Here is a 25,527-nt window from a genome sequence, read left to right as displayed (position 1 = left end):
CTCGGTTTCCAAGACGCGACAGGTCGTAGTCCACTAGAAGAGGATGCCGCAGAGTGACACGTTTGCCAACTGTCACGTTCGACGTGTCGCCCTACAGGGGCGCACGGATCACGTCTTTTGGCTTCACGAGTTGACGACAGCTGAAGGCGTTAGCCTCGCTTGTCGCCCGGCTGGGACCACGGCCGCGGTTTGCCAGGAAGACCTCGTCCTCGAAGGTTCCGTCAGAATCACCGAGCCATAGTTCCTTCGGGACCAACTCGCTGGTCGGCGAGCGGTTCGATTTTGAGTTGCATCGGGTGCAGCGCCGGCGCGGTTCGCGCGGCCCTCAGCGTGCAAAGGCGGGGTGTGTGCCGCCCTTATGCGGCACACACCCCGCCTTCACATGCTCCGTCGCCGTTGAGCGTTCCCGGGTGGGTCCAGGCTCTTTACTCGTTCTGCCCGTGGCAAACCTTGTACTTCTTGCCCGAGCCGCACGGGCACTGCGCGTTGCGTGGGGTGCCGGGGAACGTGCGCCCGTCGCTCTCGACCGCGCTCGCCTCGCCGTGCAGCGCCCGGCGCGACCGCCGGCTCGCGTCACCCGAGACGACGGCCTGGCCGGTGCCGTCCTCGCTCGGCGCGCTGTAGGAGAGCGGCACCTGGCGGTCGGGGCCGTCGAGACCCTTCGCGATGAGCGTCCCCGGGCGGTCGCCGCTCGGGCCGCCGAACGCCGCCGGGGTCGCGACCGGGACGGGCTCCGCCTCGACCGGAGCGTCCTGCGCCGGGGCGTCGTCCGTCGCGGGTGCGTCCTCGGCGGGAGCGTCCTGCGCCGGAGCGGCGGCCTGCTGAGCTGCTGCCGCGAGACCCGCCGCGGCACCGGCCGAGGCCGCGCCGGCCGCCCCGCCGAGCGCCTGGCCGGCCGCCGACTGCGCGGCCTGCGCCGCGTCCGCGACCGAGATCGCCGGCGCCTGGCCCGGCGCCGCACCCGGCTCGGCGACCTTGACCTCGAGGTTGAAGAGGTAACCGACCGTCTCCTCCTTGATGGCCTCGGTCATCGCCTGGAAGAGCTGGAAGCCCTCGCGCTGGTACTCGACGAGCGGGTCGCGCTGCGCCATCGCGCGCAGGCCGATGCCCTCCTTGAGGTAGTCCATCTCGTAGAGGTGCTCGCGCCACTTGCGGTCGAGGACCGAGAGCGTCACGCGCCGCTCGAGCTGGCGCATGTTCGCCGCGCCGAGCTGCTCCTCGCGGTTCTGGTAGGCGATGCGGGCGTCCGAGAGGATCTCCTCGAGCAGCAGGTCCTGCGACAGCCGGGTCGCCCCGCCCGCCTGCTCGACGACCTCGTCCGGCTCGATCGAGATGGGGAAGACGGCCTTGAGCGCGGTCCACAGGCCGTCCAGGTCCCAGTGCTCCGGGTTGCCCTCGGCCGTCGCGCCCTCGACGTACGCCGTGACGACGTCGGTGAGGAAGTGCTGCACCTGCTCCTGCAGGTCCTCGCCCTCGAGCACGCGGCGGCGCTCGTCGTAGATGACGGTGCGCTGGCGCGACAGGACGTCGTCGTACTTGAGGACGTTCTTGCGGATCTCGAAGTTGCGCGACTCGACCTGGCCCTGCGCGCTCGCGATGCCGCGCGTGACCATCTTCGACTCGAGCGGCACGTCGTCGGGGAACCCGGCACGGTTCATCATCGACTCGGCCAGGGTCGAGTTGAACAGGCGCATGAGGTCGTCCTGCATCGACAGGTAGAACCGGGACTCGCCCGGGTCGCCCTGACGGCCGGAACGACCGCGGAGCTGGTTGTCGATGCGGCGCGACTCGTGGCGCTCGGTGCCGAGCACGTAGAGGCCGCCGAGCTCACGGACCTCGTCGTGCTCCGCCGCGACCGCGGCCTTCGCCTTCTCCAGCGCGTCGGGCCAGGCCGCCTCGTACTCCTCCGGGTTCTCCGCGGCGTCGAGGCCGCGCGCCGCGAGGTCCGCGACCGCCATGAACTCGGCGTTGCCGCCGAGCATGATGTCGGTCCCACGACCGGCCATGTTCGTCGCGACCGTCACGGCGCCCTTGCGGCCCGCGAGGGCGACGATCGAGGCCTCCCGCTCGTGCTGCTTCGCGTTGAGGACCTCGTGCGGCACGCCCTGCTTCTTGAGCTTGGACGACAGCAGCTCGGACTTCTCGACGCTCGTCGTGCCGACGAGCACCGGCTGGCCCTGCGCGTGGCGCTCGACGATGTCCGCGACGACCGCGTCGAACTTGCCCTCCTCGTTCTTGTACACGAGGTCGGGCTGGTCGACGCGCTGCATCGGCCGGTTCGTCGGGATCGGCACCACGCCGAGCTTGTAGGTGCCCTGGAACTCGGCGGCCTCGGTGTCCGCGGTACCGGTCATGCCCGAGAGCTTGGAGTACAGGCGGAAGTAGTTCTGGAGCGTGATCGTGGCGAGCGTCTGGTTCTCCGCCTTGATCTGCACGCCCTCCTTGGCCTCGATGGCCTGGTGCATGCCCTCGTTGTACCGGCGGCCGGGCAGGATGCGCCCCGTGTGCTCGTCGACGATCATGACCTCGCCGTTGAGCACCACGTAGTCCTTGTCGCGCTTGAAGAGCTCCTTCGCCTTGATGGCGTTGTTGAGGAACCCGATGAGCGGCGTGTTGAGGGACTCGTAGAGGTTGTCGATGCCGAGGTAGTCCTCGACCTTCTCGATGCCCGGCTCGAGCACGCCGACCGTGCGCTTCTTCTCGTCGACCTCGTAGTCCGAGCCCGGGCTCAGGCGGCGCACGACCTTCGCGAACTCGCCGAACCAGCGGTTCGTGTCGCCCGACGCGGGACCGGAGATGATGAGCGGCGTGCGCGCCTCGTCGATGAGGATCGAGTCGACCTCGTCGACGATCGCGAAGTGGTGGCCGCGCTGCACGAGGTCGTCCGTGGACCACGCCATGTTGTCGCGCAGGTAGTCGAAGCCGAACTCGTTGTTCGTGCCGTACGTGATGTCCGCGGCGTACTCCTGGCGGCGCTGCGCGGGCGTCTGGCCGGACAGGATGACGCCGGTCGTCAGGCCGAGGAAGCGGTAGACGCGGCCCATGAGCTCGCTCTGGTACTTCGCCAGGTAGTCGTTCACCGTGACGACGTGGACGCCCTTGCCCTCGAGCGCGTTGAGGTACGCGGCCGTGGTCGCGACGAGGGTCTTGCCCTCACCGGTCTTCATCTCGGCGATGTTGCCGAGGTGCAGCGCCGCGCCGCCCATGAGCTGGACGTCGAAGTGCCGCTGGCCGAGCGTGCGGCGCGACGCCTCGCGCACCGCGGCGAACGCCTCGGGCAGCAGGTCGTCGAGGGTCTCGCCGGCCGCGAGGCGCGCCTTGAAGCGGTCGGTCTCCTCCCGCAGCTCCTCGTCGGTGAGATCCTCGAAGCCCGGCTCGAGCTTGTTGACCTGGTCGGCGAGGCCGGACAGCTTCTTGAGGATCCGGCCCTCGCCGATGCGAAGGACCTTGTCGAGGATCGAAGGCACGCAGGACTCCCGTATCGATCGGTGCCCGGGCCGGGTGGTCCGGGAGCAGCGCCGACGCTCTCCCGCGCGGGCGCGCACGGCAGCGGACGTCGGCAACGTCACACAACATCGTAGGCGAGTCGGAGCGACGTCGGACCCGCCCGGGTTTCGCCGACGACGAACCTCGCCGCCGAGACCCGCGCCAGCCTACGACGGCACGGGTCCCTCCGGCAGGCCCGCCCACCGACGGCGGTCGTCCCGTCAGGCGCCCGCCACCTCGGCCGCGAGCGCCGGCGCGAGGTCGCCCGACGGCGCGACGTCGACCTCGGGCACGCCCAGCCACCCTCCGAGCACGCGGAGCTCGGCCGCGAGGCGCGCCGCCGTCTGCTCCCCCGCCGACTGCTCGCGGTGCGCCGACAGCACCCGCAGGACGCCCGCCCGCCGGTCGGCCTTGAGGTCGACCCGCGCGGTGAGGTCCTCGCCCTCGAGGAACGGCAGGACGTAGTAGCCGTGCACCCGCTTCGGTGCGGGCACGTAGATCTCGATCCGGTAGTGCACGTCGAACAGCCGCTCGAGCCGCGTGCGCTCGAACACGAGCGGGTCGAACGGGTTGAGCAGCGTCGTCGCCGTCGCGCGACGCGGGAGCGCGGCGTCCGCGTGCAGGTACGTCGGCTCGTCCCAGCCCCGCACCGTCACGGGCCGCAGGGTCCCGGCCTCGACGAGCTCGTCGAACGCGGTGCGCACCGCGGGCCCCCGGAGCCGGAAGTAGTCCTTGAAGCAGCGCAACGTCCCCACCCCGTGCGCACGGGCCCCGATCTCGAGCAGGGCGCGCACGGCGTCCGCGTCCGCGACGGGCGGGGCCGCGAGGACCTCCGGCGGGAGCACGCGCTCCGTGAGGTCGTAGCAGCGCTCGAAGGCGCCGTTGCGACGCGCCGAGGTGATCTCGCCCGTGAAGAAGAGGAACTCGAGCGCACGCTTGGCGACCGTCCAGTTCCAGCCCCACTGCGAGCGGTCGCGCGGGTGCGCCCGGCCCTCGGCCTCCAGGATCTCGTGCACCTCGCTCGCCGTGATCGGGCCGCGCTCCGTGACGAGGCGACGCACGTCGACCACCGCCTCGGAGTGGCTCATCTCCACCGCGCTGATCGTCCCCCACGCCTCGGTCCGGTACCGACGGCGGCGCCACTCCAGCAGCGGCCACGTGCTCGGCGGGACGTACGACGCCATGTGCGCCCACGTCTCCACGAGCCGTCGCGGGGCGCGACCCGCCGCGCGGTCCAGCAGCGCCGTGTCGTACGGGCCGAGGCGCGCGTACAGCGGCATGAGGTGCGCCCGCGCGAGCACGTTCACCGAGTCGATCTGCAGCAGCCCGAGGCGGTCGATCACCCCCTGGACCTGCCGCATCGTCGGCGCGCGCCCGACGGTCCCGTCGTACGGACGCTCCCGGTGCAGGCCCTGGGCGGCGAGCGCGACACGGCGCGCCTGGGACAGGGACATCGACTCGGACCTCGACGGCATGACGACCACCCCCCGATCCTGCCGAACCCCACCCACACCCGCCCCGTGCCGAACAGGCGGTCCTGGCGCGTCCCGGTCACCGGACGCACCACGACCACCCGTTCGGCCGACCCCGAGGGCCTGGTCGCGGCGGGACAAAGACGGCGGGCGGGACGGGCGGGCAGCGCGACGCGCCCGGACCCGAGGAGGGTCCGGGCGCGTCGGCGACGGTCAGGCGGTCTTCTCGACCGCGGCGTCGGCGCAGTCGCAGGACGTGTCGAGCGCGACGACCCCGTACGTCCAGCCGCGGCGCCGGTAGGCGACGGACGGGCGCGAGGTCTCCACGTCGACGAAGAGGAAGAAGTCGTGGCCGACCATCTCCATCTCGTACAGCGCGTCGTCCACGGTCATGGGTTCCGCGGAGTGCAGCTTCTGCCGGATGACGACGGGCGAGTCGCCGAGGGTGGTCTCGACGGCCTCCCCGGGCGCGGTGGGCGCGGTCGGCGCCGGCGGCGGGGGTGCGGCGTGCGTGGCCGGGTCGTAGGGGCGCACGTCGACGGGCGGCACGACGGTGTGGTTGCGGTGGTCCTTGCGACGGTCGCGGGCACGGCGCAGGCGCTCGGCGAGCTTGTCCATCGCGAGGTCGAGGGCGCCGAACCGGTCGTCTGCCGCAGCCTCGGCACGGACGACGGGTCCCTTGGCGCGCACGGTCAGCTCGACGCGTTCGCGAACTCCGGAGAGCCTCGGGTTGTTCTCGTGGGTGACCTCGACGTCCACGCGCTGCGCCGTCGGCGCGAGCTGCTGGACCTTGGCGAGCTTGTCCTCCACGTGCCGGCGGAAGCGGTCTGCCACTTCCGTGTGCCTGCCGACGACGACGATCTCCATGTGAGCCTCCGCGAGGATCTTGTGCGGCGCCCGGCTCGATGCGTCCGAGCGCCTCGTTCGGATTCGGTAGGAGCACCCGTTCCCGGGTGCGGTGGGCTACCACCTCCTTGCGGCGCGAGGCCGCGCGCTCGGTACGCTCGCGCGGCGTCGGACGTGCCCTGCACCTCCGTCGTCCGCGGCGACTGGCCCTCAGACTAACCCGCGCCCCGGGGTGTCGGCAGCACCAACGGGAGGTGAACCGGAGGACCTTCGGCCCCGCCCGTCCGACGGGGTTCCACCCGCCTCCCCCGGCGCCCGGCGACGCGTCGACGGCGCGGGCGTCGCGGCCAGCACGAAGGCTCCCAGCACGGGCATCCCGGCGCGGGAGAGGGCGGTCTCGCACGCGGCGAGGGTGGCCCCGGTGGTGAGGACGTCGTCGACGAGGAGGCACGCGAACCGCTCCTGGACGACCGCCCGCGCCCGCCGCCCGGTCACGGGTCCCGCCGCGAGGCCGACCGCCCCGAGGCGGGCACCGCGCGCCCGCGCGCCGAGCCCGACCTGGTCGCGGACCGGTCCCCGCTGGGTCAGCAGGGGCACGGCCCGCGCCGGCGTCCCCGCGGTGGCGAGACCCGCGGCGACCGCCCGCGCGAGCACGACGACGGGGTCGCGCCCGCGGGCCCGGCGCGCGGCGGCGGACGTCGGCGCGGGCACGACGAGGACCGGCCCCGCCGGGGCGCCGGGACGGGCGCCGAGGGCCTGGCCCAGGTCGGCACCCGCCCGTCCGGCGACGGCTCCCAGCGGGCGGTCGAGGTCGGCCCGCCCGCGGTCCTTCCAGGCGACGACCACGCCGCGCACCGGGCCGGCGTAGTGCGCTGGGGCCCAGACAGGAAGGGGCGCGACGCCGTCGAGCCGGTCGAGGCGGGGAGCCGCCTGCTCGCGGCGCCGCAGCGGTGCGCCCAGCGGCGCGAGGCAGTCGCGGCACCACCGCACGTCGGGACGGCCGCACCCCGGGCACGCGACCGGCAGCACGAGGCGCGTGACGTCATCGAGAGCACGGAGGAGCACCGGACGAGCATGCCCGGGGCGCGGCCTGCGCGCGGGTGCGGCGGCGAGCCCTGTGGACGACGACGGCCCCGCGCCCCGGACCGGCGCCCGGCGTCGGGTCCTGGGGCCAGCGCCTGTGGTCGGGCCCCGACGAGGGCGAGCCGAGGCCCCGGTCAGCCGGGGTAGGTGGGCAGGCGCACCTCGGTCGCGACCTTCGTCCAGAGCGTCGAGGTGCCCGCCGCGTAGAGGCTGCTGTCGCTGGTCCCGACGAGGGTCGTGGCGATGCCCGTCGCCGAGGCGAGGGACACGGCGTCCTCGACCGGCGACGAGGCCATCGTCGGCCCACCGACGGGGACGCGCTGCACGACGGGGTCCGCCGTCCCGACGGTGCGGCCGAGCACCCCCAGCAGGGCCCGGTCCACCCACGTGACCTGGGTGGCGGCGACCACGGGCTGCCCCACGCGGACCGGCTCCGAGAGCTGGGTCGGGCGACCTGCCTCGTCGCGGACGATGCCGGCGACCTGGATCTGCGCCCCGCTCCCGGCGTCGCTCACGACGGCGACCCGCGCGCCGTCCGGCGCGACGCGCACCGACATGATCGTGCGGCCCTCGAGCCAGGGGGCCGCGACGGTGGAGACCGCCGCGTCGGACCCCGCGCCGCGGAGGTCGACGACCTGGAGCGTGCCCGCCTGCACCTGCGGCCCGCTCCACAGGTACTGGAAGCGGTCGATCGTCGGCGCGAGGAGGTTCGACCCCGTGAGCAGCGTCGTCGGCCCGGACTCCGCGGTGGGCGCCGTGACGATGCGGCCGCCACCGTCGCGGACCACGTACGTCGCGTCGGAGGACCGTCCGCGGAAGGCGAGGGCCGTCGGCTGGAGCCCGGTGAGCGGCGCGGCGGACGCGACCGCCTTGGTCGTGCGGCCCTCGAGGCTCATGATCTGGTCCCCGGACAGGACGACGGGATCGTCGGGCGTGGTCGCGACGCCGATGGTCGGGACCTCGTCCGCGGAGAGGGCGGACCCGCCCACCCCGATCGTGATCTCCACGCGTCCGCCGAGGGACGCCTGGAGCTGGGCGAGGAGGAGGGCGCGGTCGGCGGGCGACGCCTCCGTCACGGGCTCGGTGAGCGGCACGATGACGGCGCCCTCGCCCGGAGGCACCGAGTCGATGCTCAGCGCGGTGCCCTCGGGGGCGACCGTCGCCACGGAGCCCGCGAGCCACTCCGCCGGCCCGCGCAGCGTCTCGCGCACTGCGAGCGCCTGCCAGTTGCGGCTCGGGAACCAGCGCGCGTCGGGCACGAGGTAGGCGCGGTCGACCGTCGGGAAGTAGAGGTTGACCTGCTTGTACGTCTGCGCGAAGTTCGCCTCGGTGATCGTCAGGCCGTCGTCGACGGCGTCGATGCGCCACTGGTCGTCGTCGTCGCGCACGAGCCCGTAGGAGATCTCGATCGTCTGCCCGGGGGCCTGCTCGGTGTAGACGCCGTGCTCGTCGATGGTGCCGGTGAGCTCCGCGGTCGTGCGGACCGTCGTGACCCCGTCCTCGAGCGTCGACTCGTCCACGACGAGCTCCGGCTCGCCCGCGAGGATCGCGACCTGCGCGAGCGGCGACCACTCCTCCTGCACCTCGGACGTGAGGAACTCCGAGGCGACGTCGAACGAGCTCCGCGCGCCCTGGGCCTGCGCCGCGAGGAACCCCTGGACGATCTGGGTCGGCGACGCGTCCCGGATCGGGGCCGCGGCGCTGACGAACGGCTGGCCCGGGTCCTCGGGGGTGGCCTGCCCCTCGGTGACGGGCCCGGAGGTCGGGATGGAGGCGCACGCGCCGAGCGCGGCGACCAGCGCCGTCGCGAGCCCGGCGGCGAGCGCGTGCCCGGCCCGCCGACGCAGGGTTCGACCGCGCAGGGTCCCGGTCGTGGTCATCGCGCCTCCCGCACGTCGTCGCCGATCAGGTGCTCGTCGCCGGTCCCGGGCTCGGCCCCTCGGCCGGGGTGCCCGGCGTGGTCGCGCGGCAGGACGACGGGGATGCCGCCCGTGACCGACGGGAGGTCGGCAGGACCGGCCGTCCCCTCGACGTCCTCGACGACCGGGGTCGTCGCGCTCCACTCGGCGGGGAGACCGCGGCCGACGGCGGCCTCGGCGACGAGCGGCAGCGGCGAGGACTGGAGCCGGATGCCCGCGCGCCGGGGGAGCGTGAGCCGGAAGCTCGCGCCGCGGCCGGGACGACCCCACGCCTCGAGCCAGCCGCCGTGCAGGTGCGCGTCCTCGAGCGAGATCGCGAGGCCGAGGCCCGTCCCGCCGGTCGTGCGGGCGCGGGCCGGGTCCGCGCGCCAGAAGCGGTCGAACACGTGCTGGACCTCGTCCGGCGTCATGCCGACGCCGTGGTCGCGCACCGCGATCGCGACGGCGTGCCCGTCGCCCTCGACCGTGATCTCGACGGGCCGCTCCTCGGCGTGCTCGATCGCGTTGACGACCAGGTTGCGGACGATGCGCTCGACGCGACGCGGGTCGATGTCGGCCGTGACCGGCTCGTCCCCGAGGTGGACGGACAGCCACACGCCCTTGCGCTCGGCGAGCGGGGCGGCGTGGTCGACGGCGGCGTTGACGACGTCGCGCAGGTCGCGCCGCTCGGCGTCCAGGACCGCGGCGCCCGCGTCGAACCGGCTGATCTCGAGCAGGTCGGCGAGGAGGTCCTCGAACCGGTCGAGCTGGGCCTGCAGCAGCTCGGTCGAGCGCCTCGAGACGGGGTCGAAGTCCTCGCGCGAGGAGTACAGCACCTCGGACGCCATGCGGATCGTCGTGAGCGGCGTCCGCAGCTCGTGGGAGACGTCGGAGACGAACCGGCGCTGGAGCATCGACAGCTCCTCCATGCGCCCGATCTGCTCCTGCAGCCCCTGCGCCATCTCGTTGAACGAGTGCGCGAGCGACGCCATCTCGTCGTGCCCCTTGACCGGGAGCCGCTCGTCGAGGCGGCCGTCGGCGAGGCGCTCCGCGACGGTCGCCGCCTGCCGCACGGGCAGGACGGCCTGGCGCGTGACGAGCGCGGTGATGCCGACGAGCAGGGCGAGCAGCACGAGCGCGCCGACCAGCAGGACCGACTGCAGGAAGCGCAGCGTCTCCTGGTCCGCCCTCAGGTCGTAGAGGTAGTAGAGCTCCCAGGTCCCGGCGACAGGCACCTCGACCGTCGAGCCGACGACGATGCCCGGCACGACCGGCGAGTCCGGGTCCGACGGGTCGACCGGGATCGCGACCGACTGGAGGTACTGCTCGCCGTCCGCGGAGACCGTGGCCGCGCGCATCTCGGGCGTGACGAGGTCGGTGAGCTGCGGGTTCGTCGACAGGTCGAGGAACCCGACGGTGCTCGACCCGCCGGCCTGCCACAGGAAGACGTCGCGCGACGAGCCCGTGCTCTGCAGCATCGAGAACAGGTCGAACAGCAGCGACTGCGCCTCGGTCGCGTTCGCCGCGGGCGACGCGTCGAGCGTGTTGCGCGCCTGCTGCGTCGACTGCGCGCTCTCCAGGTCGACCTCGTCCGCGCGCCGCTCGTAGAGCCCGTCGCGCATCGCGTCGGTGAGGTAGGCGCCGAGCGCGCCGACGGTGAGGACGCCCACGACGAGCGCGGACGTGACGACGCGGAGCTGCATCGAGGAGCGCCAGCGCCACACGACGCGGCGGGCCGTGGCGCGCGCGCGGCGTCGGACCCGGCGCCAGAGCCCCCGCCAGCGCCCGTCGGTGGAGCCGGCCGTCGCGCTCACGTGCGGGTCGCGCCCGCCTTGTACCCGACGCCACGGACGGTCAGCACGATCTCCGGGTTCTCCGGGTCGTGCTCGATCTTCGAGCGCAGGCGCTGCACGTGGACGTTGACGAGGCGCGTGTCCGCGGCGTGCCGGTAGCCCCAGACCTTCTCGAGGAGCACCTCGCGCGTGAAGACCTGCCACGGCTTGCGCGCGAGCGCGACGAGGAGGTCGAACTCGAGCGGGGTCAGCGAGACCTGCTCGCCGCCGCGCGAGACGCGGTGGCCCGTCACGTCGATCTCGACGTCGCCGATCGACAGGTGCTCGGGGGCCGGCTCCTCCGTGCGGCGCAGGCGCGCGCGGATGCGGGCCACGAGCTCCTTGGGCTTGAACGGCTTGGAGATGTAGTCGTCGGCGCCCGACTCGAGACCGAGCACGACGTCGACCGTGTCGCTCTTCGCGGTGAGCATGATGACGGGCACGCCCGACTCGGCGCGGATGAGGCGGCACACCTCGGTGCCGTCCTTGCCCGGGAGCATGAGGTCGAGGAGCACGAGGTCCGGCTGGGTGCTGCGGAACGTCTCGAGCGCGAGGTCGCCGTCGGCGCAGAAGACGGGCTCGAATCCCTCGGAGCGCAGGACGATCCCGATCATCTCGGCCAGAGCGGTGTCGTCGTCGACCACGAGCACACGAACCTTCATGCGGACATCTTGCCATCGACGGGCCGCGGCTCGGAGCGGCCCGGCGCCCCCGGCGCGGGTGAACCCGACCCGCCGCCACCTCGTGCCGACCCGTCGTGCAGCCCCGCGTGCCGGTGGGACGCGGCGGGCCGGGACCGCCGTGGTGCAGGGCCGCGTACTAGGGTGGCCTCGCCGCCGTCGCCCGATCCTCGCACGGCGGCCTGGACCGACGCCCGAGCCGACCCGGGGGACCACGAGCACATGAGCACACCCGACACCTCCGGCACGCCGGACGGTGCCACGCCCGACCCGACGGCGGCACCCGGTCCGACGACGCCCGTCGGCCCCACCCCGGGCGACGACGCCGGCGGCTGGGGAGCCCCCGCGTACGGCGCACCCGGCTACGGTGCGCCGGGCAGCACCGCCCCGCAGCCGCCGCAGCCCCAGCCCCAGCCCCAGTACGGCCAGTACGCCCCCGGGTACGGGCCCGGCCAGGTCCCGACGGCGGACCAGCCGCCCGCGCACGCCGCACCCGGCGGGTGGGGGCAGCCGGCCTCCGGGCAGCCGCAGTACGGCCAGTCCGCGCCGCAGGCTCCGGGCGGGTACGGACAGCCGGGCTACGGGCAGGGCCAGTACGGACAGGGGCAGTACGGACAGGGCCAGTACGGCCAGCAGCAGTACGGCGCCCCCGGCTACGGCCCGCCCGCCGGGTTCGCGGGCGCGCCCTACGTGCCGCCCGCCGCCAAGCCGGGGATCGTCCCGCTGCGCCCGCTGTCGCTCGGCGAGATCTTCGACGGCGCGTTCGGCGCCATCCGTCACAACCCGCGCGTCATGCTCGGCATGAGCTCCCTCGTGGTCGTCGTGGCCACGATCCTCGGTGCCCTGCTCGGGTGGGCGTTCTCCGGGTACGTGGCGGACTTCTTCCTGAGCGTGCCCTCCGACTCGGGGCTCGGCGGCATGGAGAACGAGTTCGCGGTCATGTACGCGAACCTCTACGGCACGGCGCTCACCACCGGCCTCGCGACCCCGATCGTCAGCGGCCTGCTCACGGTGTCGATCGGACAGTCGGTCATCGGGCGCAAGGTGTCGGTCGGGGAGGTGTGGTCGCAGGTCGGGCGCCGGGCGTGGTTCCTCATCGGGTTCTCGCTCCTGTACAGCCTCGGCTGGGCAGTCTTGGTCGTCCTCGCCGTCCTGCTCGTCGTCGCCGGGTTCGCCGTCACGACGTGGCTCGGAGTCACGCTCCTCGTCGTCGCTCTTCCCGGCCTGGCCGTCCTCGGCGCGTGGCTGTGGATCCGGACCATCCTCGTCCCACCCGCGCTCGCCCTCGAGGGCCAGCCCTTCTGGGCCACGGTGAAGCGCTCCTGGCTCCTGTCTCGCGGCAGCTACTGGCGGCTCTTCGGCATCCTCCTGCTCGCCTACATCGCGATGGGCTTCGTCGCGCAGATCCTCGTCTCGCCGTTCAGCCTCGTCGGCGGCGTGCTCATCGGCGTCGGTCAGGGCTTCGCCGGGAACGCCCTCATCACGCTCGGCGTCGCCGTCTCCACGATCGCGACCGCGCTGTTCCTCGGGAGCGTCGTGGCGCTGCTCTACATCGACGTGCGCATGCGGCGCGAGGGCCTGGACGTCGAGCTCGCCGCCGCGGCGAACGCGCAGCCGCCGGCATGACGCTGCGGTCGCTCGCGGCCGACGTGCCCGTGCAGCCGGACGCCGACGAGGCGCGCCGGTGGCTCGTCGAGGAGCTCGCGAAGCCCGAGTACCGCACGGAGCCGTCGCTCCTGCAGCGGTTCCTCGACTGGCTGCTCGGGCTCTTCGACGGCGCACCCACGATCGACCTGGGCGGCCCGCTCACCGCGGTGCTCGTCGTCGCGGTCGTGCTCCTCGTGGCCGGCATCGCCTACTGGGTCGCGGGCCCGGTGCGCCTGTCGCGCCGGGCGACGTCGTCCGTCGTCGTGCAGGACGACGACGCGCGGACCGCGGCCGAGATGCGCGCGGCGGCCGACGCCGCGGCGTCCCGGGCCGACTGGGCGACCGCCACGCTCGAGCGCTTCCGCGCCGTCGTCCGCTCGCTCGAGGAGCGAGCCGTCCTCGACGCCCGTCCCGGGCGGACCGCGTGGGAGGCCGCCGAGGCCGCGGGCGAGCGGGTGCCCGACGTCGCGGACGGGCTCGCCCGTGGCGCGCACCTGTTCGACGACGTCGCGTACGGCAAGGCGGCCGTCGGGCCCGAGGCGGACGCGTTCCTGCGGGCGCTCGACGAGCACACCCTGGCGACGCGCCCCGCGCTGCGGGCAGAGCTCGCGACGACGGCCGCCCCGACCCCGGGAGGTGACGACGCGTGAGCACCACGACGTCCGCGGCCCCGTCCGGGGACGGCACCCGGGCCGTCACGACGGCGCACGTGCCCGTCGTCGGCGACGGCACGACCGCCGGGTCGCGGGCCCGGAGCCGGTGGCGACGCGCCCGCTGGCCCGTCGCGGTGGTCGTCGCGCTCCTCGTGCTCGCCGGCCTGTCCGCGATCGCGCGCCCCACGACCTCGGCGACGCCCCTGGCACCCGACAACCCCGGCCCCGACGGCGCGCGCGCCCTCGCCGAGGTGCTGCGCGACCGGGGCGTCGAGATCACGTACGTGACGACGGTCGCGGACGCGGTCGCGGCGTCCGCGGACGGGGGGACCCTGCTCGTCGCGCAGGGCGACTTCCTGCTCGACGAGCAGGTCGACGCGCTCGTCCGCACGCCGACCGACCTCGTCCTGGTGGCTCCGCCCGACGTCCTGCTCTCGTCCGCGACCGACGGCGGCGCGGAGCTCGCCTACGACTGGGGGTCGGGGTCGTCCGCCCGGTCGGCGCGCTGCGACGACCCGGCCGCGGAGGCGGCCGGGGCGCTGCGCTCGGACGGCGTCGGCTTCCACGCGCTCGACCGGACGACCGTCCTGTGCTTCCCCTCCGCCGACGACCCGTCGATCGGCGCCTACCTCGTGCACGAGACCGACGAGCGGAGCGTGCGCGCCGTCGACACGGCCGCGGTCCTGCGCAACGACTCGGTCACCGACGACGGCAACGCCGCCCTCGCCCTGTGGACGCTCGGTGCGCACGACCGCCTCGTGTGGCTCGTGCCCGACCCGTTCGACACGTCGCTCGGCGGCGGCGAGGACGAGCAGACCCCGGCGCTCTCCCTCCCGCCGTGGTTCGACGTCGTCGCGCTCCAGGTGCTCGTCGTCGCGCTCGTCGTCGCGCTGTGGCGCGGCCGCCGGCTCGGCCGGCTCGTGACGGAGGACCTGCCGGTCGTCGTGCGCGCGGCCGAGACGACGCGCGGCCGCGGCCGCCTCTACCGGCGCGCCGGAGCGCGCGGGCACGCCGCCGCCGGGCTGCGCGCGAGCGCCGCGGACCGGCTCGCGAACCGGCTCGGCCTCCCGCGCTCCGCCGACGCGCCCGCCCTCGTCGACGCGGTCGCCCGCGCGACGGGCCGCCCGGGCGAGCAGGTCGCCCAGCTCCTGTACGGACCACCACCCGCCGACGACGCGGCGCTGCTCGAGCTCGCGCGTCACCTTGACCGGATCGAGAGCGAGGTCTACCACTCGTGACGCACCACCCCGACGGCTCCGTGCCGCAGCCCGACCGCTACGCGCCGCCACCGCACCAGGAGCAGCCGTACATCCAGGACCCGAGCGTCGCCGACCGCGTGAGCGCGGCCGCCGGCGCCCCCGGTCACGAGCCCGGACCGCACGGCCCGGGCGTCACGGCGCCCGGCGACGCCGCCGCTCCCCCGGCGGCCTACGGTCAGCCGGGAGTCCCCGCGCCGGCACCCGTGCACGACGCACCGCCCGCGCCGTCCCCCGAGCTGCGCCAGGCCCTCGCCGCCGTGCGCACCGAGGTGGGCAAGGCCGTCGTCGGGCAGGACGGAGCCGTGACGAGCCTGCTCATCGCGCTGCTGTGCAAGGGCCACGTGCTGCTGGAGGGCGTGCCCGGCGTCGCGAAGACGCTGCTCGTGCGCACGCTCGCCGCGTCGCTCGACCTCGGCACCAAGCGCGTGCAGTTCACGCCCGACCTCATGCCCGGCGACGTCACGGGCTCGCTCGTGTACGACGCGCGGACCGCCGAGTTCTCGTTCCGCGAGGGCCCCGTCTTCACGAACCTGCTGCTCGCGGACGAGATCAACCGCACGCCCCCCAAGACCCAGGCGTCGCTCCTGGAGGCCATGGAGGAGCGGCAGGTCTCGGTCGACGGCACGCCGCGCCCGCTGCCCGACCCGTTCCTCGTCATCGCGACGCAGAACCCCGTCGAGTACGAGGGCACGTATCCGCTGCCCGAGGCGCAGCTCGACCGCTTCCTGCTCAAGGTCGTGCTGCCCCTGCCCGAGCGCGAGCAGGAGGTCGAGGTGCTCGCCCGCCACGCTGCCGGCTTCAACCCGCGCGACCTCGCGGGCGCGGGCGTGCGCGCCGTCGCCGGGCGCGACGTGCTCGACCGGGCGCGCGCGGAGGTCGCGCGCGTCCAGGTCGCGCGCGAGGTCCTCGGCTACGCCGTCGACGTGTGCCGCGCGACGCGCCACTCCCCCTCGTTGTCCCTCGGCGTGTCCCCGCGCGGCGCGACGGCGCTGCTCGCCACGTCGCGCGCGTGGGCCTGGCTCTCGGGCCGCTCCTACGTGACGCCCGACGACGTCAAGGCCCTCGCGCACCCGACGCTGCGCCACCGCGTGCAGCTCCGGCCCGAGGCCGAGCTCGAGGGCGTGACCGCCGAGAGCGTGCTCGACACCGTGCTCGCGTCCGTCCCCGTCCCCCGCTGAGGCGTCGCACGTGGCCCTGACGTGGCGCGCCGTCGTGCTCACGGCGCTCGGGATCGTCCCCGTGCTGCTGTTCCCCGTGCCGGGGACGGTGCTCGTGTGGACGCTGCTCGTCGTCGCGCTGTGCGCGCTCGACGCCTCGCTCGCCGCGTCCCCGCGGCGCGTCGCGATCGAGCGGCGCGTCCCGGGCTCGGTCCGCCTCACCGACACGACGACGTCGCGCCTCACCCTCACCAACCTCGCGCCCCGGCGGCTCCGCGCGCTCGTGCGCGACGCGTGGCCGCCGTCCGCGGGGACCCAGGTCAACCGGCACCCGGTCGACCTGCCGCCCGGCGAGGCCACGCGCGTCACGACCGTCCTCGTGCCCACGCGGCGCGGCGAGCGCGTCGCCGACCGGGTCACGATCCGCTCGTTCGGCCCGCTGCGCCTCGCCGCGCGCCAGGCCTCGATCACCGTGCCCGGCCGGCTGCGCGTGCTCCCCGAGTTCGCGTCCCGCCGTCACCTGCCGAGCCGGCTCGCGCGCCTGCGCGAGATGGACGGTCGCGCCGCGGTGCAGGTGCGCGGCGAGGGCACCGAGTTCGACTCGCTGCGCGAGTACGTGCTCGGCGACGACGTCCGCTCGATCGACTGGCGCGCGTCCGCCCGCGGTCGGGACATGGTCGTGCGCACGTGGCGTCCCGAGCGCGACCGGCGCGTGCTCATCGTCGTCGACACGTCCCGCACGTCCGCGACCCGCGTCGGCGACGAGCCGCGCCTCGACGCGAGCATCGAGGCCGCGCTCCTGCTCGCCGCGCTCGCCGGCCGCGCGGGCGACCGCGTCGAGCTCGTCGCGTACGACCGCACCGTGCGCTCGCGCGTCGCCGGGGCCGCCGGCCCGCGCCTCATGCCCGCCATGGCGGACGCCCTCGCACCGCTCGAACCCGCGCTCCTCGAGACCGACTGGCCGGGACTCGTCGGCACCGTCCACGAGCGCCTGTCGCAGCGTGCGCTCGTCGTGCTCCTGTCGACCCTCGACCCCGCCGCCGTCGAGACCGCGCTGCTCCCCGTCGTCGGGCAGCTCACGGCCAAGCACCAGGTCGTGCTCGCCGCCGCGGGCGACCCCGAGGTCGCCGCCCTGCGTGCCGACCGCAGCGGCACCGCCGAGGCGTACGACGCCGCCGCGGCAGCCCGCGGGGAGATCGAGCGCGCCGCCGTGACGACCGTCCTGCGCCAGCGCGGCGTCGAGGTCGTCGACGCCCTCCCCGACGACCTCGCCCCCCGCCTCGCCGACACCTACCTCGCCCTCAAGGCCGCCGGCCGCCTCTGACGTCCGGGCCGCCGACCGCGAGGTAGAGCCTCCGGTCGCGAGAGAGAGCTCCGGGCGTCCTACCTCGCGACCGGCGGTTCCACCTCGGCGGTCGAGGTCGTTCCCTCAGGGGCGAGGTAGGGTCGTGCGGGTCGTTCCACCGAGCTCAGGAGTACCCCGTGGCCTGGCAGCCCACCGATCCCCGACAGCGCGCACGGCGCAACCGTCGCGTCGCGATGATCGTCGTGGCGGCGCTCCTCGCGACGTTCCTCATCCCTGCGCTCGCGATCGTGCTGTCCTGACCCGCCGATGGGCGACGGGCGGTTCGGGCCGCGGCTGAGCCACGACGACCTCAACCGTGCGCTGCTCGCGCGCCAGCACCTCGACGCCCCCTGCGAGGCGTCGGTGCTGGACGAGGTGCGGCATCTCGTGGGGCTCCAGTCGCAGGTGCCGTCGTCGCCGTACCCCGCCCTGTGGTCGCGGCTCGCGGCGTTCGCGCCCGACGACCTGGGCGCGCTGCTCACCGACCGTGCGGTCGTGCGCGTGGGCGCGCTGCGCGGGACGGTGCACCTGGTCGCCGCGGACGACGCGCTGGGGGTCACGGCGCTGGTGCGGCCAACGCTCGCCGCGTACCTGCGGGCGAAGAACCAGCACGGCGCGGCCCTCGCGGACGTGGACCTCGACGACCTCGAGGAGGTCGCGCGCGACCTGCTCGACGAGCCGCTCACCTCGGTCGAGCTCGGCAGGCGCCTCGCGGTGCGGTGGCCCGACGTCGACCCCAAGCACCTCGCGTACGGTGCGCGCTGCCTGCTGCCGCTGGTCCAGGTGCCGCCGCGCGGGCTCTGGGGCGCGAGCGGGCCGGGGACCACCACCACGTGGACGACGGCGCAGGCCTGGCTGGGCCGCTCCGACCCGGTCCTCGACGCGGTCGCGCACGACACGGACCCCGACGCCGTCCTCGCGACCCGCGTCGGGCTCGTGCGGCGCTACCTGGCGGCGTTCGGCCCGGCCTCCGTGGTCGACGCGCAGCGGTGGTCGGGCCTGACCCGGCTCAAGCCCGCGTTCGAGGTGCTGCGTCCCGCGCTCGTGACGTTCACCGGCCCGGACGGCAAGGAGCTCTTCGACCTCCCCGACGCGCCCCGCCCGCCCGGCGACGCGCCCCTGCCGACGGTCCTCGCGGGCGACTTCGACAACCTCGTCCTCGCGCACGACGACCGGACGCGGATCCTCGGCGACGTGCCGGTCAAGAGCGTCGTGAGCATCAACGGGCAGGTCGCGGCGACGGTGCTCGTCGACGGACGCGTGGCCGGGGCGTGGACGGCGCGCCCGACCACCCCGTCCGCCCCCAGCCGGGCGACGACCGGGGCGACCTCGCCCGACGAGGCTGCGGGCGACGTCGTGCACGTCGAGGTGCGCCCGCTGCACGGACCCGCGGGCGACGCGGCCGGACGCGGCACGGGCGCGGGCGGGCTGGGCGGCGCCGACGTCCGTCGCTCCCCCGCGGACCGGCTCCGCGAGCCCGGCGTGCGCGACGCGGTCGTCGCGCGAGCCGAGGACTGGGTCCGGTGCGCGTGGCCGGGTGCGCGGGCGCGCGTCGTCGTGCACGACTGACCCCCACGACTCCCCGGCCCCGAGCCGATGGCCGGCAGCCGAGGAGCCCAGAGCCGGGGAGGAGCCGGGAGGCTGGAGCCGGGGAAGAACCGTCAGGCCGCGACCGGGGCGACGTCGCCCGCGTGGTCGGCGGTGAGGTCGCCGGTCTCCCCGGCCGCCACCGCACGACGGCCGAGCACGATCGTGTAGACCCAGAACCCGGCGAGCGCGATCGCGCCGATGACGATCTTGAGCCACCACGGCATGGTCGAGCCCGTGACGAAGCCCTCGATCACCCCGGAGATCGCGAGCGCGATGACGAGCCCGATCGCGACGGTGACGAGCGCGCGGCCCTCCTGGGCGAGCGCGCGCGAGCGCGGGAGCGGGCCGGGGTCGACCCAGGCCCAGAAGATCCGCAGACCCGCGGCGCCGGCGACGAACACCGACATGAGCTCGAGCAGTCCGTGCGGCGCGATGAGCTGGAGGAACAGCCCCAGCTCGCCGTGCGCGGCCATCATGCCGCCGGTCGAGCCGATGGCCACGGCGTTCGAGAACAGCACGTACGCGGGGAAGATCCCCGTGATCCCCAGCCCGATGCACTGCGCCGCGATCCAGGCGTTGTTGGTCCAGACGACCGTCGCGAAGTCGAGCCCGGGGTCGTAGTAGGACGCGAACGCCTCGTTCACGTAGTTCTCCTGGACGCTCGGCGGCCCCATGGACGCGAGGCCCTCGGGCGTCGTCGCGACCCAGATCCCGGCGACGAGCGCCACGACGACGCACGCGACCGTCACGCCGACCGACCACCATCGGATCCGGTACAGGGCGGCGGGCAGGGACACGGTGAGGAACCGCACGACGTCGCGCCACGCGGGCTCGTGCGCCCCCGCGATGCGGGTGCGGGCCTTGCCCAGCAGCACGGACAGGCGCGAGATGAGCACGGGGTCGGGCGCGACGGACCGGACGGTCGACAGGTGCGTCGCGACGGCCTGGTAGAGCCGGACCAGCTCGTCCGCCTCGGCGCCGTCGAGCGTGCGCCGCGACGTGAGGGTCTCCAGGCGGTCCCACTGCGCGCGGTGCACGTCGGTGAAGGCGTCGAGGTCCACGACCGATACCCTGCCACACAGGGCGTGCCGCCGGTGCGCCGACCGGCGTGCGGGCACGGACCCGTGACGGAGCGAGGGCGAGGAGCAGCGTGCGGGACGGCATCCTGATCGGCGAGGGCGTGGTCCTCGATGCACGACCGGCGTCGTTCGTCACCCGCGGCCTCGCGCTCTTCCTCGACATGCTCACGCTGTTCGTCGCGCTGTTCGCGCTGCTCTTCGCGACGTCGGGCTCGCTCGAGCTGGTCGACCCGGACTTCGCCCCGGCCATCGGGATCGCGCTCGCCGTCCTCGTCATGGTCGTCGTCCCGACGACCGTGGAGACGCTGTCGCGCGGGCGCTCGCTCGGGAAGCTCGCGCTGGGCATCCGGGTCGTGCGCGACGACGGCGGCCCGGTCCGCTTCCGGCACGCCTTCCTGCGCGCGCTGGTCGGCATCGGCGAGATCTGGCTGACGCTCGGCTCCGTCGCGCTCGTCGCGTCGCTGACGAACGACAAGGGCAAGCGCCTCGGCGACATGGCGGCGGGGACGTACGCGATCCGGGTGCGGGGCGGGCGGCCGACGCTCGCGCCGCTCGTCATGCCGCCGTACCTCGCCGCGTGGGCGTCCCACGCCGACATGCGCCGCCTGCCCGACGGTCTCGCGCTCGCCGCGCGGCAGTTCCTGGCGCGGTCGAACACGCTCCACCCGGCGTCGCGGGCCCGGCTCGGCCAGGAGCTCGCGGGACAGGTCGAGCGGTACGTGGCGCCCGGCCCGCCGCCCGGCACGCACCCGGAGACGTTCCTCCTGGCGGTGCTCGCCGAGCGGCGCGACCGGGACTGGGCGACGGCGCAGCGCGCGCAGGCGCTCGCGCGCGAGCAGGCCGAGCTGCTGCACCGGCTCCCCTACTCGATCCCCGACCCCACGCGCTGACGCCGACGCCCGCGCACGGTGTCAGCGCCCCGCGGGTCCCGAGGCCCCTGCGGCGCCGGCACGTCGCGCGGGGCGGGCGTCCTCGAAGCGACCCACCACGCGGGAGATCCCCAGGAGCACGAGCGCGAAGGCGCCGAACCAGACCGGGCGGCTCGCCCACCAGTCGGCGCTGCCCGGGGCCGGGAGCTGCTGACCGAGCGCCACGAGCACCGTCCCGACGACGACGATCATCGCCGTGAGGTGCCACAGGTAGACGGTCATCGACCGTCGGGCGAGGCCCGCGACGACGGCGCGGCCACGCCCGTCCGCCCAGCGCACGAGCGGTCCTCGAGCGGCGAGCGCGAGGGCGACGAGGGCGACCGCGTGCAGGACGACGGGCGCCGTGGGCGGCCCGAGGTTCGACATCGTGTCCCCCGGCATGCCGATGAGCGACACGGGGTACGGCCCGACGGCGACGAGCAGGGCCGCGAGCGCCGCCGCCGCGAGCGCGACCCCGACGAGCACGAGCGGCCGCGGGAGGACGGCGACGGGCACCACGCGCCCTCGCCGCACGACCCGCGTCCCCGAGCGCGCGTCGGCGTACAGGAGCCCGATGGCGTAGGGGACGGCCCACACGAGCACGACGTCGACGAGCGCGAGGCGCTCCGCCCCGGCGCCGAAGCGGAGCGCCTCGACGGCGAGCGGCGCGGCGACGAGCGCGCCGACGGTCCACCAGCCCGCGGCGTGCAGCGCGCGCAGCAGGAGCGGCGTGAGCACGACGAGGCCGAGGTACACCGCGAGGAACCACAGCAGCTGCGGCGCGAGCGTCGCCAGCGAGCGGACCGCGTCCCCGGGCAGGCCGGCGGCGAGCAGCACCCCGATCGCGACCACCCACGCCCCGACGAACACCCCGACGGGCCGCAGGAGTCGCGGCACGCGACGCCCGGCGAGCCGTGCTCCCGCAGCGAGGTCGGCGAGGACGCTGGGGCGCGCCACCACCCGCCCGGCGCCCGCGAGCCCGGGCGCGCGACCGCCGTCGGGCCCGCTCCGCAGCCCGTACGCGGCCGAGGCCCCGGCGGCGAAGAACAGGAGCGCGAGGACCTGCAGCGCCCAGGTGACGGTCCAGCCGGCGCCGTGCGCGAGGGCGTTGCCGATGCGCAGGTGCTCGCCGTCCCACGTCGCGTCCGCCATGAGCCAGTGCACCGTGAGGACGCTGAGCGTCGCGAGGGCCCGCACGGCGTCGACGAACACGTCGCGTCGAGGTCGGCGCGGCCCGTCCTCTCCGGGGAGCGGGGCGGTGCCGGGCGTCCGGGCGGCGCCCGACGGCGGTCGGTCCCGGCGGGCGTGCGGCCCGCCCGGGGACGCCGGTCGGGCAGGCGCAGGGCGGGCGCGGGACGGCGCGCGGGTCGGGGACGGCGGCGGCGACAGGACGGCCACGGGATGCTCCAAGGTCGGCGAGCCCGGGAGGATCCCCGGTGCTCACCAGTCTCGAAACATCCCGTTCGTCCCGGTACGGGACGGTCCCCCGACCCCGGCGCGGCGGTCCACCCGGTCCGGCGGGGGTTGTCCCCCGCCCCGCTCAGACCTTGAGGTAGCGCAGCACGGCGAGCACGCGCCGGTGGTCGCCCGCGTCCTGGGGCAGGCCGAGCTTGCCGAAGATCGACGTGACGTTCTTCTCGACCGCGCCGTAGGAGAGGAACAGCGCCTCCGCGATGGCGGAGTTCGAGCGCCCCTGGGCCATGAGCTCCAGGACCTCCGTCTCGCGCGGCGTGAGGCGCGCCAGCCCGTCGTCGGACCGCGAGGCGCCCATGAGCTGGCTGACGACCTCGGGGTCGAGCACGGTCTGACCGGCGGCGATGCGCGTGAGCGCGTCGACGAACTCGCCGACGTCGGCGACGCGGTCCTTGAGCAGGTACCCGACGCCGCGAGCGCCGCCCGTCAGCAGCTCGCTCGCGAACCGCGTCTCGACGTACTGGGAGAACAGCAGCACCCCGAGGTCGGGGTGCGTCGCGCGCAGCGCGAGGGCGGCGCGCAGGCCCTCGTCGGTGAACGTCGGGGGCATCCGGATGTCGACGACCGCGACGTCGGGCAGCGCGTCCTCGGCCGCGAGCCGGGCCACCCGCGCGACGAGCTCGTCGCCGTCCGCGACCGCGGCCACGACCTCGTGTCCGCGGCGGGTGACGAGCGCGACGAGCCCGTCGCGCAGGATGGCGGAGTCCTCGGCGATGACGAGCCGCATGGTGTCCTTCCGGTCGGGCGGGCCGTGCGACGGCCCCGGCGGGCGGGATGCCCCGGAGACATCGTGCCCGACGGCGCCCGCCCGCTCGGGCAGGACACGGTGGTCCGTGCGCACGTCAGACCCGGACGGGCAGGAGGACGGTGACGACCGTCGGGCCGCCGACCGGGCTGGTGAGCTCGAACGAGCCGTCCACGGAGCGCACGCGCTCCGCGAGGCCCGCGAGGCCGGACCGCTGGCCGTCGGACCCGGGCTGCACGACGCGCGCGCCGCCCTGGCCGTCGTCGCGCACCCGCAGGCGCAGCCGCGCGCCGCGCCCGCTCCCCTGCCGCTCGACGAGCACGTACGCGCCCGTGGCCCGCGCGTGCTTGACCGCGTTCGTGACGAGCTCGGCCACGCAGAAGTACGCGATCGACTCCACGGCCGGCGCGAGCCGGCCGGACGCCTCGACGGCGGGGTCGACGTCGACCGTCACCGGGAGCGGCGAGCGTGCCGCGAGCGTCTCGAGCGCGACGGCGAGCCCGTTGTCGAGCGCGGGCGGGTGGATGCCGCGCGCGAGCTCGCGGAGCTCGACGAGCGCCTCCTTGGTCGACGAGTGCGCGAGGTCGACGAGCTCGAGCGCCTCGCCCGGGTCGCCGCCCCCGGCGAGCTGCTCCTTGGCCTCCCCGAGCTGCATCGCGACGGCGACGAGGCGGGCCTGCGTGCCGTCGTGCAGGTCGCGCTCGATGCGACGCAGCTTGGCGTCCGCGTCCTCGACGGTGCGGCCGCGCGACTCCTCGAGGTCGGCGACGCGCAGGCTCGAGAGGGTCGGGCCGAGCAGCGCCACGGTGAGCGCGCGGAAGAGCTGGGCGAAGCCCCGCGTGACCTGGGCCCAGAGCCAGAGGAAGAGCAGCCCCACCAGGACGAGGCCGAGCTGGCGCACCGGGGTGTCGACGTACCAGTCGACACCGAACGACGCGCCGCGGTGCCACGACCCGTCGCTCGCCTGCTGCAGGGGGAGCCAGCGCGACCAGATCCAGTGCGTCGTGCCGCCGAGCCCCACGGCGAGGAAGACGGTGCTCACCACGAAGGACACGATCGCGAGGGGGAACGTGACGACGAGGAAGAGCACGGCCCGCCAGCCGGTCCCGTCGCCGATGCCGCCCCACAGGGTGCTCCAGAAACCGCGCCGCCGGACGTACGGCGCGGGGGCGGCGACGTCGATGCCGAGCGCCGAGCGCGCCAGTGACCGGTACATCGAGCCCCAGCCCCGCCCGCCGACCACGACCCACCCCGCGACCACGAGGCCGATGACCGGCACCAGCATCGCCACGAGGAAGACCACCGCGAACAGCCCGTAGGTGAACGCGAACGGCGCGAGGAGGATCGCGAGCCACAGGTATCCGTACGCGCGCCACGTCTGCCGGTGGAACGGCGCGCGCGCGAACGCCACGCGCTCGCGGTGGTCGACGTACCGGGGGTCGGGCTGCGTGCCGGCGAACGTCGTCGCGTCCGCCGCTGCGACGCCCGTGGGCGCATCCCCCGTCGCGGGGACGGTCGGGGCCAGGGGGCCGTGGGCCGCACCCGGGGTCGGGGTGCCCGACGGCGGGTCGCCCGTCGGCACGACGCTCGGCTGGTCAGGGGTCACGGCAGTCATGGTGCCAGTCTCGGCGAGCCGCGGTCACGGCGACAGGGTGGCGTCCGCCGCGCCGGGGTGGGGACATCCCCCGTGTCGCCCCGGCGCGGCGACCCGTCGGGCGGTCGCCGGCACGGTCACCACGCCGTCCGGGTCAGTGCAGGAGGTACTTGACGCCGATGACCACGCCCGCGAACGCCGCGGCGAGCAGCGTCTCCCCGACGAGCCGTGTGCCCCGGGCACCCGCCCGGTACGCGGCGAGGAAGCCGACGACGCCGAGGAGGAGCACGGTGAACCACACCGCGACGAGCGCGGCGTCCTCCACGTCGAGGCCGAACGCGTACGCGACCAGGTAGACCACGATCCCGGGGACCGCACCGAGCAGCACCCCCACGTTGAGGCGGAGAGCCGCGCGGGTGCGGTCCCACAGGGAGTGCCCGCTGTCGCGGAACCGCCCGCTGACCGCGTCGACGTAGCAGTGCGCGAGCCAGTACCCGACCGCGACGAGGCCCGTCGCGACGACCACGCGGTCGCCCGTCGGGGCGTGCACGCTGGACACCGCCATGACGAACCCGGCGACGATCGCGCCGTAGAGCAGGTCGTGCGGGGGCTCGCGCTCCCACCGGTCACCGACCCGGTGCCACAGCGGACGGACGCCCGGGGGCGGGCCCGCGGGCTCGCCGTCGGCCTGCGGGCCGACCTGTCCCGGGGGGGGGGGGGGAGGAGGGGGGGGGGGGGGGGGGGGGGGGGGGGGGGGGGGGGGGGGGGGGGGGGGGGGGG

Annotated in this window: 20 protein-coding genes and 1 pseudogene; 8 read left to right on the top strand and 13 right to left on the bottom strand. The window is 75.2% G+C overall.

Going from position 1 to position 25,527, the window contains the following annotated elements; all coding sequences use genetic code 11:
- Positions 1-425: 425 nt before the first annotated feature.
- The 8 genes and pseudogenes from ACTJIY_RS10665 to mtrA form a co-directional block, all read right to left on the bottom strand.
- On the bottom strand, positions 426-635 hold the full coding sequence (locus ACTJIY_RS10665; RefSeq protein WP_440674315.1) for an SEC-C metal-binding domain-containing protein: 210 nt from the start codon (positions 633-635) through the stop codon (positions 426-428).
- 336 nt (positions 636-971) lie between these two features.
- Positions 972-3,467, bottom strand: a pseudogene (gene secA / locus ACTJIY_RS10660) (preprotein translocase subunit SecA); the annotation flags it as partial.
- Between the two features lie 240 nt (positions 3,468-3,707).
- Positions 3,708-4,940 carry a winged helix-turn-helix domain-containing protein gene (locus ACTJIY_RS10655; protein WP_440674273.1) on the bottom strand — a complete coding sequence of 411 codons (1,233 nt, stop codon included), beginning with the start codon at positions 4,938-4,940 and terminating at the stop codon, positions 3,708-3,710.
- Between the two features lie 231 nt (positions 4,941-5,171).
- Positions 5,172-5,825 (bottom strand): ribosome hibernation-promoting factor, HPF/YfiA family, encoded by a 654-nt coding sequence (gene hpf / locus ACTJIY_RS10650; RefSeq protein WP_253053263.1) that lies wholly within the window; start codon positions 5,823-5,825, stop codon positions 5,172-5,174.
- A 189-nt stretch (positions 5,826-6,014) separates the two neighbouring features.
- On the bottom strand, positions 6,015-6,869 hold the full coding sequence (locus ACTJIY_RS10645; RefSeq protein ID WP_440674272.1) for a ComF family protein: 855 nt from the start codon (positions 6,867-6,869) through the stop codon (positions 6,015-6,017).
- Between the two features lie 152 nt (positions 6,870-7,021).
- Positions 7,022-8,767 carry an LpqB family beta-propeller domain-containing protein gene (locus ACTJIY_RS10640; protein WP_440674270.1) on the bottom strand — a complete coding sequence of 582 codons (1,746 nt, stop codon included), beginning with the start codon at positions 8,765-8,767 and terminating at the stop codon, positions 7,022-7,024.
- Positions 8,764-10,599 carry an MtrAB system histidine kinase MtrB gene (gene mtrB / locus ACTJIY_RS10635; RefSeq protein WP_440674269.1) on the bottom strand — a complete coding sequence of 612 codons (1,836 nt, stop codon included), beginning with the start codon at positions 10,597-10,599 and terminating at the stop codon, positions 8,764-8,766. Before mtrB ends, ACTJIY_RS10640 begins: the two co-directional genes overlap by 4 nt.
- Positions 10,596-11,279 (bottom strand): MtrAB system response regulator MtrA, encoded by a 684-nt coding sequence (mtrA, locus tag ACTJIY_RS10630; protein WP_253053257.1) that lies wholly within the window; start codon positions 11,277-11,279, stop codon positions 10,596-10,598. Before mtrA ends, mtrB begins: the two co-directional genes overlap by 4 nt.
- Positions 11,280-11,519: 240 nt before the next feature.
- Here mtrA and ACTJIY_RS10625 point away from each other — a divergent pair, with 240 nt between their 5' ends.
- From ACTJIY_RS10625 to ACTJIY_RS10595, 7 genes are all read left to right on the top strand, one after another.
- A complete protein-coding gene (locus ACTJIY_RS10625) occupies positions 11,520-12,923 on the top strand; it encodes a glycerophosphoryl diester phosphodiesterase membrane domain-containing protein (RefSeq protein ID WP_440674268.1) in 1,404 nt (467 codons plus the stop codon).
- Positions 12,920-13,594, top strand: a complete 675-nt coding sequence (locus ACTJIY_RS10620) for a DUF4129 domain-containing protein (protein ID WP_440674267.1) — start codon at positions 12,920-12,922, stop codon at positions 13,592-13,594. Before ACTJIY_RS10625 ends, ACTJIY_RS10620 begins: the two co-directional genes overlap by 4 nt.
- Positions 13,591-14,835, top strand: coding sequence for a DUF4350 domain-containing protein (locus ACTJIY_RS10615; protein ID WP_440674266.1), 1,245 nt, complete (start codon positions 13,591-13,593; stop codon positions 14,833-14,835). Before ACTJIY_RS10620 ends, ACTJIY_RS10615 begins: the two co-directional genes overlap by 4 nt.
- 224 nt (positions 14,836-15,059) lie before the next feature.
- Complete coding sequence (locus ACTJIY_RS10610) at positions 15,060-16,034, top strand: AAA family ATPase (RefSeq protein ID WP_253053701.1); 975 nt, start codon at positions 15,060-15,062, stop codon at positions 16,032-16,034.
- 10 nt (positions 16,035-16,044) lie between these two features.
- Complete coding sequence (locus ACTJIY_RS10605; RefSeq protein WP_440674265.1) at positions 16,045-17,337, top strand: DUF58 domain-containing protein; 1,293 nt, start codon at positions 16,045-16,047, stop codon at positions 17,335-17,337.
- 158 nt (positions 17,338-17,495) lie between these two features.
- The gene (locus ACTJIY_RS10600) at positions 17,496-17,618 is read left to right on the top strand and encodes a hypothetical protein (RefSeq protein WP_255318720.1); all 123 of its coding nucleotides are present in this window, start codon (positions 17,496-17,498) and stop codon (positions 17,616-17,618) included.
- Between the two features lie 7 nt (positions 17,619-17,625).
- A complete protein-coding gene (locus ACTJIY_RS10595; protein WP_440674264.1) occupies positions 17,626-18,927 on the top strand; it encodes a winged helix DNA-binding domain-containing protein in 1,302 nt (433 codons plus the stop codon).
- Positions 18,928-19,019: 92 nt separating this feature from the next.
- Here ACTJIY_RS10595 and ACTJIY_RS10590 read toward each other — a convergent pair whose 3' ends face one another.
- Positions 19,020-20,009 carry a stage II sporulation protein M gene (locus tag ACTJIY_RS10590; RefSeq protein WP_440674263.1) on the bottom strand — a complete coding sequence of 330 codons (990 nt, stop codon included), beginning with the start codon at positions 20,007-20,009 and terminating at the stop codon, positions 19,020-19,022.
- 89 nt (positions 20,010-20,098) lie between these two features.
- Here ACTJIY_RS10590 and ACTJIY_RS10585 point away from each other — a divergent pair, with 89 nt between their 5' ends.
- Positions 20,099-20,917: an RDD family protein gene (locus ACTJIY_RS10585; protein ID WP_253053243.1), complete on the top strand. Its 819-nt coding sequence runs from the start codon at positions 20,099-20,101 to the stop codon at positions 20,915-20,917.
- 21 nt (positions 20,918-20,938) lie between these two features.
- On the opposite strand, the gene ACTJIY_RS10580 is transcribed toward ACTJIY_RS10585, so the two are convergent.
- The 4 genes from ACTJIY_RS10580 to ACTJIY_RS10565 form a co-directional block, all read right to left on the bottom strand.
- Entirely contained in the window at positions 20,939-22,147 is a 1,209-nt protein-coding gene (locus ACTJIY_RS10580) for an acyltransferase family protein (protein ID WP_440674262.1), read from the bottom strand.
- 328 nt (positions 22,148-22,475) lie between these two features.
- The gene (locus tag ACTJIY_RS10575; protein ID WP_253053239.1) at positions 22,476-23,135 is read right to left on the bottom strand and encodes a response regulator transcription factor; all 660 of its coding nucleotides are present in this window, start codon (positions 23,133-23,135) and stop codon (positions 22,476-22,478) included.
- Between the two features lie 115 nt (positions 23,136-23,250).
- Positions 23,251-24,768: a sensor histidine kinase gene (locus tag ACTJIY_RS10570; protein ID WP_440674261.1), complete on the bottom strand. Its 1,518-nt coding sequence runs from the start codon at positions 24,766-24,768 to the stop codon at positions 23,251-23,253.
- Between the two features lie 133 nt (positions 24,769-24,901).
- Positions 24,902-25,312, bottom strand: coding sequence for a hypothetical protein (locus ACTJIY_RS10565; protein WP_440697238.1), 411 nt, complete (start codon positions 25,310-25,312; stop codon positions 24,902-24,904).
- Between the last annotated feature and the right edge of the window lie 215 nt (positions 25,313-25,527).

It is taken from the genome of Cellulosimicrobium sp. 22598, from assembly GCF_052044445.1.
GTDB classification, from domain to species: domain Bacteria; phylum Actinomycetota; class Actinomycetes; order Actinomycetales; family Cellulomonadaceae; genus Cellulosimicrobium; species Cellulosimicrobium cellulans_G.
The sequence above is the reverse complement of the archived record's forward strand: the minus strand, read 5'-3'. Positions and strand labels throughout refer to the sequence as shown.